At 40.0% G+C, this 13,670-nt stretch carries 13 protein-coding genes; 10 read left to right on the forward strand and 3 right to left on the reverse strand.

Features of this window, described 5'->3' with window-relative positions:
• Nucleotides 1–237: 237 nt before the first annotated feature.
• The gene (locus KFO35_RS06650) at nucleotides 238–1,173 is read left to right on the forward strand and encodes an alpha/beta hydrolase (protein ID WP_024635159.1); all 936 of its coding nucleotides are present in this window, start codon (nucleotides 238–240) and stop codon (nucleotides 1,171–1,173) included.
• An 85-nt stretch (nucleotides 1,174–1,258) separates the two neighbouring features.
• Here KFO35_RS06650 and gap read toward each other — a convergent pair whose 3' ends face one another.
• Nucleotides 1,259–2,269 (reverse strand): type I glyceraldehyde-3-phosphate dehydrogenase, encoded by a 1,011-nt coding sequence (gene gap, locus KFO35_RS06655; protein ID WP_002309387.1) that lies wholly within the window; start codon nucleotides 2,267–2,269, stop codon nucleotides 1,259–1,261.
• 288 nt (nucleotides 2,270–2,557) lie between these two features.
• Here gap and obgE point away from each other — a divergent pair, with 288 nt between their 5' ends.
• From obgE to KFO35_RS06690, 7 genes are all read left to right on the forward strand, one after another.
• Nucleotides 2,558–3,871 carry a GTPase ObgE gene (gene obgE / locus KFO35_RS06660; RefSeq protein WP_002295805.1) on the forward strand — a complete coding sequence of 438 codons (1,314 nt, stop codon included), beginning with the start codon at nucleotides 2,558–2,560 and terminating at the stop codon, nucleotides 3,869–3,871.
• Nucleotides 3,872–4,035: 164 nt separating this feature from the next.
• Complete coding sequence (locus tag KFO35_RS06665; RefSeq protein ID WP_002315097.1) at nucleotides 4,036–4,623, forward strand: hypothetical protein; 588 nt, start codon at nucleotides 4,036–4,038, stop codon at nucleotides 4,621–4,623.
• Nucleotides 4,624–4,797: 174 nt separating this feature from the next.
• Nucleotides 4,798–5,739, forward strand: coding sequence for a ribonuclease Z (gene rnz / locus KFO35_RS06670; protein WP_002313806.1), 942 nt, complete (start codon nucleotides 4,798–4,800; stop codon nucleotides 5,737–5,739).
• Entirely contained in the window at nucleotides 5,736–6,524 is a 789-nt protein-coding gene (locus KFO35_RS06675; RefSeq protein WP_002315096.1) for an SDR family NAD(P)-dependent oxidoreductase, read from the forward strand. The genes rnz and KFO35_RS06675 overlap by 4 nt, the downstream gene beginning before the upstream one ends.
• Nucleotides 6,525–6,968, forward strand: a complete 444-nt coding sequence (locus KFO35_RS06680; RefSeq protein WP_002315095.1) for a lipopolysaccharide assembly protein LapA domain-containing protein — start codon at nucleotides 6,525–6,527, stop codon at nucleotides 6,966–6,968.
• Between the two features lie 141 nt (nucleotides 6,969–7,109).
• Nucleotides 7,110–9,407 (forward strand): single-stranded-DNA-specific exonuclease RecJ, encoded by a 2,298-nt coding sequence (gene recJ, locus KFO35_RS06685; RefSeq protein WP_130624848.1) that lies wholly within the window; start codon nucleotides 7,110–7,112, stop codon nucleotides 9,405–9,407.
• A gap of 13 nt (nucleotides 9,408–9,420) precedes the next feature.
• The gene (locus tag KFO35_RS06690; RefSeq protein WP_002295813.1) at nucleotides 9,421–9,933 is read left to right on the forward strand and encodes an adenine phosphoribosyltransferase; all 513 of its coding nucleotides are present in this window, start codon (nucleotides 9,421–9,423) and stop codon (nucleotides 9,931–9,933) included.
• A gap of 192 nt (nucleotides 9,934–10,125) precedes the next feature.
• Here the strand turns inward: KFO35_RS06690 and KFO35_RS06695 are convergent, their stop codons facing one another.
• Together KFO35_RS06695 and lexA are read right to left on the reverse strand one after the other, a co-directional pair.
• Nucleotides 10,126–10,344: a hypothetical protein gene (locus KFO35_RS06695; protein ID WP_002297436.1), complete on the reverse strand. Its 219-nt coding sequence runs from the start codon at nucleotides 10,342–10,344 to the stop codon at nucleotides 10,126–10,128.
• 178 nt (nucleotides 10,345–10,522) lie between these two features.
• Nucleotides 10,523–11,146 carry a transcriptional repressor LexA gene (gene lexA / locus KFO35_RS06700; protein WP_002309378.1) on the reverse strand — a complete coding sequence of 208 codons (624 nt, stop codon included), beginning with the start codon at nucleotides 11,144–11,146 and terminating at the stop codon, nucleotides 10,523–10,525.
• Between the two features lie 146 nt (nucleotides 11,147–11,292).
• On the opposite strand from lexA, the gene KFO35_RS06705 reads away from it, so the two are divergent.
• A complete protein-coding gene (locus tag KFO35_RS06705) occupies nucleotides 11,293–11,544 on the forward strand; it encodes a DUF896 family protein (RefSeq protein ID WP_002309377.1) in 252 nt (83 codons plus the stop codon).
• Nucleotides 11,545–11,645: 101 nt separating this feature from the next.
• Nucleotides 11,646–13,643 carry a transketolase gene (gene tkt, locus KFO35_RS06710; RefSeq protein WP_002315093.1) on the forward strand — a complete coding sequence of 666 codons (1,998 nt, stop codon included), beginning with the start codon at nucleotides 11,646–11,648 and terminating at the stop codon, nucleotides 13,641–13,643.
• The last annotated feature ends 27 nt before the right edge of the window (nucleotides 13,644–13,670 follow it).

Here is a 13,670-nt window from a genome sequence, read left to right on the forward strand (position 1 = left end):
AATATGATTCTATCATTGTCAGTTCGTCTATGGTAAGATGTTTGTAGGTCATTTATGGTTACACTCCTTTGTTTTCTTTCGTCGGAAATACAATTTGAGTGTACCATAAATGCCTTTTTATTTTTCTAACTTAATTTTACAATTCGCGGGTTATAAAAATGAACATTGCATAGTAGAGATCCTTTGATTATACTAATTCAAGGTTAGATGAAAAAAGAGAAATGAGATGGATAATTTATGAAACTTTGGATGAAAATCCTTTTAGGTGTTGCCCTAGTTCTAATCGTTGCGCTATTGTTTGCAGGGAATTATTTTTATAATTATGCTGTCGTGCCGTCTGAGAAAGACTTTTTAGATGAAGATACACCAGGTACAACACAGACATCCAAAGAAACGGATGCACATAAGTGGTTTAGTTCAAAAGAGAACCGAAGTAATTGGACAATCACTTCGAAAGACGGTCTGAAATTATCAGCGATTTATCTTCCTGCTGAAACGAAAAGTGAAAAAACAGCTCTAGTTGCTCATGGCTACATGGGAGATGCTGAAACGATGACCAATTATGCAAAGATGTTCCATGATATGGGCTACAATGTCCTTGTTCCAGATGCAAGAGGGCATGGAAAAAGCGAAGGGGATTATATTGGATTTGGATGGCCAGAGCGCAAAGACTATGTGCAGTGGATCAACAAAGTGTTAGAAGAAAATGGAAACTCGCAAGAAATCGTTCTATATGGTGTCAGCATGGGGGCAGCAACTGTCATGATGACTAGCGGAGAAAAATTACCAAATAACGTAAAAGCAATTATTGAAGATTGCGGTTATTCTTCTGTCCATGATGAGCTTGCGTATCAGCTAGACGATATGTTTAGTCTTCCAGCATTTCCGCTTATGCAAGTAACGAGTCTAGTGACAAAAGTCCGTGCCGGCTACTTTTTCGGTGAGGCAAGTGCAGTGGATCAATTGAAGAAAAACCAGCGTCCGATGCTATTTATACATGGAGACGCAGACACATTTGTACCATTTGAAATGTTGGATAAGGTTTATCGTGCAACGAAGGGGCCAAAAGAAAAGTATGTTGTAAAAGGAGCCGAGCATGCGGAAGCATACAAGACAGATCCTGAAAAGTATCAGCAAGTAGTCCAACAATTTTTAAACCAATATGTTCATTGAACTAGTTTAAATGCAAGAGGATAAAAAGAAACAAGCCTTTGACTGGACCCAGTCAAAGGCTTGTTTTATTGTTTGATTTATTAAATTACAAGTTAGCGAATTTTTCTAGTAAGCGAATCATTTGGCAAGTGAATCCGTACTCATTGTCATACCATGCAACAGTTTTGACAAGTTGGAAATCGCCAGCAGTTGTTACTTCTGTTTGGGTTGGATCAAAGATTGAACCTTGAGTTGTGCCAATGACATCGCTAGAAACGATTTGACGATCATCATACCCAAATGAAGGATTGTCAACTGTGTGTTTTTTGATTGCTTCATTTACTTGATCAGCAGTTACTTTGGTTTTCAATACTGAAACTAATTCAGTTAATGAACCATCAACGACTGGAACACGTTGCGCATGTCCTTGTAATTTTCCTTGTAACTCAGGGATAACTAAGCCGATTGCTTTTGCAGCACCAGTAGAATGTGGAATAGTGTTGTCAGCAGCTGAACGAGCAGCACGTAAATTACCGCCTCTTACTGGTCCATCTAACAGCATTTGGGTTGAAGTGTAGGCATGGACTGTTGTCATTGTACCAACTTCGATCCCAAATTCATTATTCAAGAAATAAGCCATAGGTGCTAAACAGTTTGTTGTACATGAACCTGCTGAGATGATTCGGTCGTTTTCGTCTAATGTATCATCATTGACGTTATAGACGATAGTTTTCATTGCACCAGCTGGGGCAGAGATAACTACTCGTTTGACACCAGCATCTAAATGCGCTTTCGCTTTTTCTTCAGATGTATAAAAACCAGTACATTCTAGTACGATATCTACACCGTTTTCTTTTACCCAAGGGATTTTGCTTGCGTCGGGTTCTGCATAAACACGCGTTGCTTCGCCATCCACTACGATTGAGTCTTCTGTTGCAGTAACTGTGCCAGGATAAGTACCGTGAGTAGAGTCAAATTGCAATAATTGTGCTAACATAGTTGGACTTGTTAAGTCGTTGATTGCTACTACTTCAATATCATCTGATACTTCTTTGATGCGGCGGAAAGCCAGACGGCCGATACGCCCAAATCCGTTAATACCTACTTTTACTGTCATATCAAAAGTTCCTCCTTTATTAGGGGTGCTATGAAACGGCATCCTCAATTAATACAATTAATACACTGTTATTCTGCTACGCAAAGCATATTTTGTCAAAAAATTATACTCGATAGCAGAAAAATGGTTGGAAACCTTACCAAATAATAAAAAAAGAAGAAGGCAATCAATCTTTTTGCTGAAATGATAGACAAAAACAGATTTCACCGATAAAATAAGGAAGACTTTTGTTTATTGTGGAAATTCAGGCAGTCAAATAAATAAATTGAATAATAGGAGGACTTAATTATGTCCATGTTTTTAGATCAAGTAACGATCGATGTGAAAGCTGGCAAGGGCGGAGACGGAATGGTTGCATTTCGTCGCGAAAAATACGTTCCTGACGGCGGACCGGCTGGTGGAGACGGTGGTCGTGGCGGTGATGTCATCTTGATCGTCGATGAAGGTTTGCGTACATTGATGGACTTTCGTTTTAATCGCCATTTCAAAGCGCAGCCAGGTGAAAATGGAATGAGTAAAGGGATGCACGGCCGTGGTTCAGAAGATACCTATGTGAAAGTACCGCAAGGAACCACTGTCCGAGATGCAGAGACTGGTGCTCTTTTAGGAGATTTGATTGAAAATGGTCAAACACTAGTTGTGGCGAAAGGGGGACGTGGCGGACGAGGAAATATCCGGTTTGCCTCTCCTCGGAACCCTGCACCGGAAATTGCTGAAAACGGGGAACCAGGACAAGAACGAAAAATCGAACTGGAATTGAAAGTATTGGCAGACGTTGGGCTTGTAGGCTTTCCATCTGTTGGAAAATCGACTTTGCTATCTGTGATTTCATCTGCTCGTCCAAAGATCGGCGCTTATCATTTCACGACACTCGTCCCTAACTTGGGAATGGTTACTACAAGTGATGGCAGAAGTTTTGCCGCAGCAGACTTGCCAGGGTTGATTGAAGGAGCTTCGCAAGGTGTTGGACTAGGTACACAATTCCTTCGTCATATCGAAAGAACGCGAGTTATTTTACATGTGATCGATATGAGTGGGATGGAAGGACGAGATCCTTACGAAGACTATCTTGCCATCAACAAAGAATTATCTACTTACAACTTACGCTTGTTAGAGCGTCCGCAAATCATCGTGGCTAACAAAATGGATATGCCGGATGCACAGGAAAACCTAGTGAAATTCAAAGAACAGCTGAACAAGGAAAAAGAAGACGAATTCGCTGATGATATCCCAGTATTTCCAATTTCTGGAGTGACTCGACAAGGATTGGATGCGTTATTGAATGCTACAGCAGACTTGTTAGAAGTAACGCCAGAATTCCCATTGTACGAGGAAGAACTGGAAGAAGAAACTGTACACTATGGATTCAATCCAGAAGGTCCTGAGTTCCAAATCGATCGTGATTCAGATGCAACGTGGATCTTATCCGGTGAGAAGATCGAAAAATTATTCCAAATGACGAATTTCGATCATGATGAAACGGTAATGCGTTTTGCTCGTCAATTACGTGGTATGGGTGTGGATGAGGCACTTCGGGCACGTGGGGCGAAAGATGGCGACCTTGTCCGTATCGGTGAATTTGAATTTGAATTTGTCGAATAGGCAAACAAATAAAAATAAATACCAAAAAATATAGTTTCAAATCTAAAGGGAGTATGGCTGAGGCCATTCTCCTTTTTTATTGGGTAGGAAAGAGTGCTTTTCTTTTCTTATTTTACAATTAAAGGTAAAATAAATAACAAGAAGGTATGAAAGGGGCGTTTTCAATGAGCAAGCGAGTAATCATTTTAAATTTTCAAGTAGAAAGCCAAGCATATCAGGCATTTTCGGAAATCAAAAAACTACATGCTGTTCGTTCGATCAAAGGAGAACAGATGGCCGTTGTCAGCCATGATCCCAATGGAAACCATCAATTCAAAATAGAAGATTTTATCGACTTTACTGGTAATAACAAATCTTCTACTGGTGGGTTGATTGGTATGTTGGTTGGTGTATTAGGTGGGCCGCTGGGGATTTTATTAGGATGGTTTGCCGGAGGGATGATCGGTGCGACACAAGATGCAAAAGAAATAAAAGATGCTCAGACTGTGTTCGACTTTGTAGGAAATAAAATCGGTGAAGGAGCTACAGGACTGATTTTGATTGCGGATGAAGAAGACAATCGTCCATTGAATCAATTAGTGATGATGGAATTAGGCGGAGAAATTACCCGTTTGGATTATGAAGATGTCGAAAAAGATGTGCATGATGCGAAGGAAGCCGAAAAGCAGGCGAAAGAAGCTGCCCAAAAGACTTGGGAGGACAAACATCCGCAATGTTCCGATGACAATGAGAGTTCCGAATCTTCAAATTAATAAAAACAGCAGAGAATCTCAAAAGGGTTCGCTGCTGTTTTTACAATGGAGTTTAAAGAAAACGTTATCACATAAGAACATCGTTTTTATTTGAAGCCTTTCTCGACTTACGGTTGATTATCCTATCTTTTTCCCCTAAAATTAAAGAGGAACTTAAAGAAAGTCAGGTAGATTATGGAATTACAATTTTTAGGAACAGGCGCAGGTGTTCCTGCAAAACATAGAAATGTGACAAGTATAGCATTGAAACTTTTAGACGAACGTAATGAAGTTTGGTTATTCGACTGTGGTGAAGGCACGCAAATGCAGATTTTGCGAACGACTATCCGTCCGAGAAAAATCGGTAAAATTTTCATTACACATTTACACGGCGATCATATTTTTGGGCTTCCTGGACTCATCAGCAGCCGTTCATTTCAAGGTGGGGATACGCCATTAGAGATTTACGGGCCAAAAGGGATAGAGGAATACATAAAAGTCTCTTTAGGCATTTCGCAAACACGGTTAAGTTATCCGCTGAAATTCATCGAGTTAAATGAAACAGACCCGATTTTTACTGATCAGCAATTTTCTGTTTATGCAAAAAAACTAAATCATGGAATCGACAGTTTCGGTTATCGTGTGGTTGAACATGATCATAAAGGAGAATTGCAGGTGGATCGTCTGAAAGAATTAGGCATTCCGGCTGGACCCCTGTACGGCAAGCTGAAGCAAGGGGAAACGATCCAACTAGAAGATGGTCGGACGATCAATGGAAAAGATTTCGTAGGCCCAAATAAAAAAGGGCGGATCGTGACTATTTTAGGCGACACGAGAAAAACACATAATTCTGTTGTGCTTGCGGAAAACAGTGATATTTTGGTACATGAAAGCACATTTAATAAAGATGAAGCAAGAATGGCGCATAACTATTTCCATTCTACGACTCATCAAGCTGCTGAAGTTGCAAAAGAAGCGCAGGCAAAACGGCTGTTGCTTACTCATATCAGTGCAAGATATTTAGGAAAAGCAGCTCTAGAGCTTGAAAAAGAAGCAAAAGAAGTGTTTGAAAACACGACAATCATGAAAGATTTTGATAGCATTGAGATACCATTTCGTGAGGAGGATGAGGCATGAATTTAGAAGATAAAGTTGTTTTAGTAACAGGTAGTTCAGGCGGTCTAGGCGCGCAAATCTGTTATGAAGCAGCAAAGCAAGGAGCAATCGTTATAAGTTGCGCACGAAGAATGGCATTTGTAGAAGGTGTCAGAGATGAGTGCAGACGCTTGAGCGGCAAAGAGGCTTATGCTTTCAAAGTAGACGTCAGCGATCCTTATAGTGTGGATGAACTATATGAAAAAGTAATGGAAGAAGTTGGACGTGTCGATATTCTGGTAAACAATGCTGGATTTGGTATTTTCGAGGACTTCCTTACATTCGATCTTGGAAAAGCGTACGATATGTTTGAAGTCAATATCTTAGGAATGATGGTTTTGACACAAAAATTTGCGATCGATATGGCAGAAAGAAGACAAGGACATATTATTAATATCACCTCAATGGCTGGGAAAATGGCAACTGCAAAATCAACGGTTTATTCTGCCACGAAATTTGCAGTCCTTGGCTTTTCCAACGCCTTGCGATTAGAATTGAAACCACTTGGTGTAGCTGTTACGACAGTAAATCCAGGTCCAATCGAGACAGATTTCTTTGACAAGGCTGATCCAAGCGGAAGCTATTTGGAAAAAGTCGGGCAAATCGTTTTAGAACCTACTAAGTTGGCAAAAATGATCGTCCGCAATATGAGACATCCAAAACGAGAAATCAATCAACCGTTTATTTTAGAAGTTGCATCAAAATTTTATACGCTGTTTCCAACGATTGGTGATTATTTAGCCAGCGGAATTTTTAACAAAAAGTAGGTGGAGGAATTGAAAAAGCAAAGCAATGTAATTCTTGGATTTATCTTAGTTTTGATTATTGTTCTTTTTGCTGTATTGAACAATAAAAATGTCCCTGTAAGTTTTGGCTTCACTTCCTTTTCTGCACCGTTGATCTTAGTGATTATCGGTTCTGCGCTGATTGGTGCACTGATTGTATTCTTAACTGCTTCGGCAACACTATGGCAGCAAAAAAAGCAAATCAAGCAGCTGACTCAGGAAATATCAGAATACCAAACAGATCTGCAAAAGAAAATTGAAGAAGCAAAAGAAGAACAACAACGCGAGTTTAGAAACCAACGCGCAGAGTTAGAAGCTGCTTATCAGGCGGAATTACAAGCGAAAACAGCACAAATCAGTCAATTGAAAGCACCGGAAGAACAAAAAACGCAAGCGCCAAAACAAAGCTTCAATTATTTTGACTAATAGGGATATTTCATAAATGGTCGTATAAAAGATCGGGTCCTGCTGAACATCAGTCTAGCGGATCTGATCTATTTTTATTCTTTCTTTCTGCTTTTTTTTGCTGATTTCCTTTGCTATAATAACTAAGTTAGGAGTGAGAAAGTGAGACAAGCAAATTTTGATTGGAAGTTAAGCGAGACAGAGCCTTCTGAATCCTTTCTCCAAATGATCCGTGAATTGAAATTATCTCCATTTGTCGGTAAGTTACTGTGGCAAAGAGGTTACCATGAGGAAGAGGATATCAACCGATTTTTACATCCAAAAGAACAAGAACTACATGATCCGTATCTGATGCACGATATGGATAAAGCAATCAGTCGAATACAAGAAGCTGTAATCAGTGGAGAAAAAATCCTCGTTTACGGTGATTATGATGCAGACGGAATCACCAGTGCAACGGTAATGAAAGAAACACTGGAATTACTTGGCGCAGAAGTAGAAGTATTTTTGCCAAATCGATTTGAGCATGGGTATGGACCAAACCAATCGGTATACCAAGAAAAGATCCAAGAAGGCATCCAGCTGATCATCACTGTTGATAACGGGGTAGCAGGAAATGATGCGGTAGCATATGCTCAGCAAGCTGGTGTAGACGTGATCATTACAGACCATCACGAGCTACCTGAGAAATTACCAGACGCCTATGCGATTGTTCATCCTCGTCATCCAGCGGGGCAATATCCATTTCCAGATCTGGCAGGAGTCGGAGTAGCATTCAAAGTAGCTTCTGCATTGTTGGAAGAACCACCTGCAGAATTTTTGGATTTAGTAGCGATAGGAACGATCGCCGATTTAGTTTCATTGACTGATGAGAATCGAATCCTTGTTGCATTAGGAATCGATGCCATCCATCATTCAGAACGGATAGGACTTCAGGCGCTGTTTGAAGAAAGTGGCGTAAAAATGAGAGATGCAGACGAAACAACGATCGGCTTTTCGATTGCGCCCAGACTAAATGCTATTGGTCGGATGGGTGACCCACGACCTGCCGTTTCATTGCTTGCAACGTTTGACGAAGAAGAGGCATCCATTCAAGCAAAAAAATTGAATGAAATCAATGAAGAAAGAAAAGCAATCGTAGAGCAGATAACAGAAGAAGCATTAGCAATGGTCAATAAGGAGAATCATATCCATCTATTGGTAAACCGAGGATGGCATGAAGGTGTTTTAGGTATTGTTGCAGGAAAAATAATGAACGAAACTGGTAAACCAACGCTTGTTCTTACTTTAAAAGAAGACGGATCAGCTAAAGGTTCTGGACGTAGTGTTGAAGCCTTGAACCTTTTTGAAATGCTTGACCAGATGCGGGATTTATTTACTTATTTTGGAGGACATCATGCAGCAGTCGGGTTAACGATGCCAAGTGAAAATGTCACAATACTACAGGAGAAGATGAACCAATATATAGTCGATCGTCAAATCGATTTGACAAGAGGTCCTGAATTAAGAATTGATGAAGTGCTACTTCCGAATGAAGTAACAGTAGAGCGTATTGATGAACTAAAATTATTAGCGCCATTTGGTACAGATAATCCTTTACCTCAATTTTTATTTCGGCAAGTCCAAGCAGCGAATGTCAAAAGAATCGGAGCAAACCAACAGCATCTGAAATTTGTCCTTTCCGATGAATCTAGTCAGCTTGATGCGGTCGCTTTTGGTTTTGGAACTCAAGAAGAAGAACTGCTGAATAATCTAGTAGATGTAGTAGGAAAGCTTTCGATCAATGAATGGAATGGACGTAAGAAACCACAACTGATGGTATCTGATTTTGCAGTAGGTGGACTGCAGGTATTTGATTGGCGGGCAAAACGTTTCCGTGAACAGAGCCGAACATATGAAGACAGTCTTTATTTAGCTTTTGATTCTTCGACATTGAAATTCGTGCCGGAGCGCATCCAAGAAACGGCGATTGTTTTCGAAGGAATGGATTCTATACACGCAGTAATTGAAAAAAGAAAACCGAAATCTCTGGTTATTATGGATTGTCCAGATGATTTAGCAAAGCTGAAAGAAGTCTTTGGGTCTTATTCATTCAATCGTGTTTATCTGATGGGGATTTCACCTGATGAGGCTTATTTGAATGGGGTAGGCACAAGAGAACAGTACGCAAAATTGTTTAAATTGATCCATTCTCAAGAACGAATAGATATACGTCATAAAATAAAAGCAGTAGCTCAATATTTGCGTATCCCTGAAAAATTATTAATTTTTATGATACAGGTGTTTTTTGAATTGAAATTTGTTACAATAGAGAACGGTGTTTTACAAAAAGTCGCCAGCCCAGAAAGTCATCCTTTGACTGAGAGCAAATTATACCAGCGGCGGCTAAATAAAATCAAAGTTGAGGAATTTTTGCTTTTGAGCGATATTCCTACCATAAAGAAATGGTTAACAACCTAGGAGGAAACAAAGAGTGGATTTAAAAGATTATATTGCCAGTATTCCCGACTATCCGTCAAAAGGAATTGTGTTCCGAGATATTTCCCCGCTGATGGCAGATGGTGACGCTTATCGGGAAGCTACGAAGCAAATCGTAAATTATGCAAAAGAAAAACGAATTGATATGGTAGTTGGACCAGAAGCACGTGGGTTCATCGTAGGATGTCCTGTTGCTTATGAGTTAGGAGTCGGTTTTGCACCAGTCCGCAAAAAAGGAAAATTACCTCGAGAAACCATCGAAGTAACTTATGGATTAGAATATGGAACAGATACATTGACATTGCATAAGGATGCCATTAAACCAGGTCAGCGTGTGCTGATTTGTGACGATTTGCTGGCTACTGGTGGAACGATCAAAGCGACAATCGAACTGATCGAACAATTAGGTGGTGTAGTCGTAGGCTGCGCATTTTTGATCGAATTGATGGATCTCCATGGACGCGACAAAATCAAAGGATACGACATTATTACATTAATGGAATATTAAGCAGAAAAAGCGATTTTAAAGCGACCCTCAAAAGTCAGATAGGCACTCTGACGCTTGAGGGTCGCTATTTTTTTATAAATGGAACCAGTCAAAGTCCAGTAAAGGTTCGAAAAAAAGGATGTGACCGATTTTTGTCACACCCTCGTAAAAGTTTAACTTTTTGTCTTTTGAACAATTAGCAGTCAATCCTCATTATGATTGCCTGGATCTGTAGTAGGGTTCATGATAGAAATGATCTTCATGAATTCTGCGCCGCTCAGATTGACGGTACTTCTTTTCATCCCACAACATGAACCACAAAGTAAATAACGGAACAAACACAAGTAAAGCTGGACGTATGCCGAAATTACCAATAATAATACCTAAAAACAAAACAGTTAATACTAAGCCAAGACGTCTCATTGATTTCATGAATTCTCACCTCGTTAATTTATACGAACAATTGTTCGTGTATTTAGTATACGAATATTTGTTCGGTTTGTAAAGAGGGAAGTGATAAAAATTTGAAAGAAGAAGAACTTGGGCGAAAAAAGAGTTTGAGACAATGGTCTCAAACTCGGTTTTAAACAATTTTCTTTTTTAGTACTAATTAATAGATATGACTACGATAAAGCCCTACTACTCGTCCTAATATAGATACTTGATCTAAAATGATTGGTTCGAGTAAGTCGTTTTCAGGTTGAAGACGGAAGTAGTTTTTTTCTTTATAGAATCGTTTGCAAGTCGCTTCATCCTCTGCAGTCATTGCAATGACGATATCACCGTTTTGTGCCGTTTCCTGCTTCCGAACGATCACGTTATCGCCATCCAAAATTCCAGCATTGATCATACTATCTCCACGAATCGTCAGCATAAAGAGACTGCCTTCTTCAGAAGAAAGATTAGGAGGGATCGGAAAGAAGTCCGAAGCATCCTCTACTGCTAAAATTGGTTCTCCAGCTGTTACTACGCCAAGTACTGGAATAGTTGTTGGACGAATCCCAATCTTTTCTAAACCTTGTTTTGTCAACTCGATTGCACGAGGTTTCGTCGGATCTCTTTGGATAAACCCTTTTTTTTCAAGCCGTGCAAGATGACCGTGAACAGTAGAAGTAGAAGAAAGCTGAACAGCTTCCCCGATTTCACGGACAGTTGGCGGGTATCCTTTTTGGGTTACTTGTTCATGGATATAACGTAAGACTTCAATTTGTCTTGATTCAGTTTGTCGGGCCACAAGGTACACCTTCTTTCACTTGATAAATAAATAGTACCATATAAAAAGCGCTAAATCAAACGAATGTTCGCATTTTATTTAGTTTATCTAGTTGTTTTTTTTTCAGTTTTTATATAATATGAAGGAGAGTAAAAGGAGGGCTGAGCATGCTGTCACCTGAAAAAATAGAGCGGATCAATGAACTCGCACGTAAAAAGAAGGAAAATGGTCTCTCGAAAGCCGAAGAACAAGAACAAATCAACTTGCGCAAAGAGTATTTGGAAGCTTTTCGTTCCGGTATGCGTCATCATATCGAAGGAATGAAAATCGTCGATCCTGAGGGCAATGACGTGACCCCGGAAAAATTAAAAGAAATCCAAAAGAAAAAAGGCTTACACAACCGAAATGACAACTTTTAGTAAAAAATACTGAAAATGATTGCTTTTTCGTGTGACATCTTATAGAATGAGAGTGTAAGAAATAAAGGTAAAAAAAACCTAAATTAATAGGAGGGGTTATTTTGTTTGACAAAATTGACCAACTTGGCGTTAACACAATTCGTACATTAAGTATTGAAGCAGTCCAAGAAGCAAACTCTGGACATCCTGGATTGCCGATGGGCGCAGCACCTATGGCATATGCGTTATGGACAAAACACCTGAAAGTAAATCCAACGACATCCAAAAATTGGGCTGATCGCGACCGTTTCATTCTTTCAGCAGGACATGGGTCAGCAATGTTATATAGTTTACTTCATTTAGCTGGCTATCAAGTGACAATTGATGATTTGAAACAATTCCGTCAATGGGATTCTAAGACACCAGGACATCCTGAAGTCCATCATACAGATGGTGTAGAAGCTACTACAGGCCCATTAGGCCAAGGGATTGCAATGGCTGTTGGTATGGCGATGGCAGAAGCACACCTTGCAGCAACTTATAACAAAGAAAACTTCAACGTAATGGATCACTATACGTATGCAATCTGTGGGGATGGAGACTTGATGGAAGGAGTCTCTCAAGAAGCAAGTTCGATGGCAGGTCATATGAAGTTAGGTAAATTAATCGTTTTATATGATTCAAACGATATTTCATTAGATGGTCCAACTTCAAAAGCATTCACAGAAAATGTTGGTGCTCGTTATGAAGCATATGGCTGGCAACATATCTTAGTGAAAGACGGAAATGACTTAGAAGCAATCTCTAAAGCGATTGAAGAAGCAAAAGCTGAAACAGATAAACCAACGTTGATCGAAGTAAAAACAGTCATCGGCTACGGTGCTCCTAAAGAAGGAACATCTGCTGTTCATGGTGCTCCTCTTGGCGAAGAGGGTATCAAGATGGCTAAAGAAGTTTACGGATGGAATTATCCAGACTTCACTGTTCCCGAAGAAGTAGCTGCCCGCTTCCATCAAACAATGATAGAAGAAGGACAAAAAGCTGAAGATGCGTGGAATGAAATGTTTGCCAATTATAAAAAAGCTTATCCTGAATTAGCACAACAATTTGAAGATGCCTTTGATGGCAAACTGCCAGAAAACTGGGATGCAGAATTGCCAACTTATGAAGTAGAAAGCAGTCAAGCAAGCCGTGTTTCAAGTAAAGAAGTTATCCAAGAATTATCGAAAGCTATACCAAGTTTCTGGGGCGGTTCAGCAGATTTATCAGGTTCCAATAATACAATGGTAGCTGCTGATAAAGATTTTACTCCCGAACATTATGAAGGACGTAACATCTGGTTTGGCGTTCGCGAATTTGCGATGGCTTCGGCTATGAATGGTATCCAACTTCATGGCGGAACTCGTATCTATGGCGGAACATTCTTTGTCTTTGTCGATTACCTAAGACCAGCTGTTCGTTTAGCAGCGATTCAACATACGCCTGTTGTTTACGTTTTGACACATGACTCCGTTGCTGTCGGAGAAGACGGACCAACACACGAACCGATTGAACAATTAGCTTCTGTTCGTTGCATGCCTGGTGTCCAAGTGATTCGTCCAGCAGACGGAAATGAAACACGTGCTGCTTGGAAAGTGGCGATGGAGACTACTGATGCGCCTACTATCCTTGTATTGAGCCGCCAAAACCTTCCTGTATTGCCTTCTACAAAAGAAGTAGCAGATGAAATGGTCAAAAAAGGCGCGTACGTTCTTTCTCCAGCTAAAGGAGAAACACCAGAAGGTATTTTGATTGCAACTGGTTCTGAAGTTGATTTAGCTGTGAAAGCTCAAAAAGAATTGGCAGAAAACGGGAAAGATGTTTCTGTTGTCTCTATGCCAAGCTTCGACCTGTTTGAAAAACAATCTTCTGAATACAAAGAAAGCGTACTTCCTAAAGCAGTGAAGAAACGCGTGGCGATCGAAGCTGCTGCATCATTCGGATGGGAACGCTATGTGGGTACAGAAGGAACAACGATTACCATCGATCATTTCGGTGCATCTGCTCCTGGCGCTAAAATTTTAGAAGAGTTTGGATTTACAGTAGAAAATGTTGTGAATACGTACAATCAATTATCATAGACACCAATCATTGTTTGAATGATAAAG

It is taken from the genome of Enterococcus lactis (genome assembly GCF_015751045.1).
GTDB lineage: Bacteria > Bacillota > Bacilli > Lactobacillales > Enterococcaceae > Enterococcus_B > Enterococcus_B lactis.

Coding starts and splice junctions, on each gene's coding strand:
- KFO35_RS06650 (WP_024635159.1), top strand. CDS start 238: ATGAAACTTTGGATGAAAATCCTTTTAGGTGTTGCCCTAGTTCTAATC.
- gap (WP_002309387.1), bottom strand. CDS start 2,269: ATGACAGTAAAAGTAGGTATTAACGGATTTGGGCGTATCGGCCGTCTG.
- obgE (WP_002295805.1), top strand. CDS start 2,558: ATGTCCATGTTTTTAGATCAAGTAACGATCGATGTGAAAGCTGGCAAG.
- KFO35_RS06665 (WP_002315097.1), top strand. CDS start 4,036: ATGAGCAAGCGAGTAATCATTTTAAATTTTCAAGTAGAAAGCCAAGCA.
- rnz (WP_002313806.1), top strand. CDS start 4,798: ATGGAATTACAATTTTTAGGAACAGGCGCAGGTGTTCCTGCAAAACAT.
- KFO35_RS06675 (WP_002315096.1), top strand. CDS start 5,736: ATGAATTTAGAAGATAAAGTTGTTTTAGTAACAGGTAGTTCAGGCGGT.
- KFO35_RS06695 (WP_002297436.1), bottom strand. CDS start 10,344: ATGAAATCAATGAGACGTCTTGGCTTAGTATTAACTGTTTTGTTTTTA.
- KFO35_RS06705 (WP_002309377.1), top strand. CDS start 11,293: ATGCTGTCACCTGAAAAAATAGAGCGGATCAATGAACTCGCACGTAAA.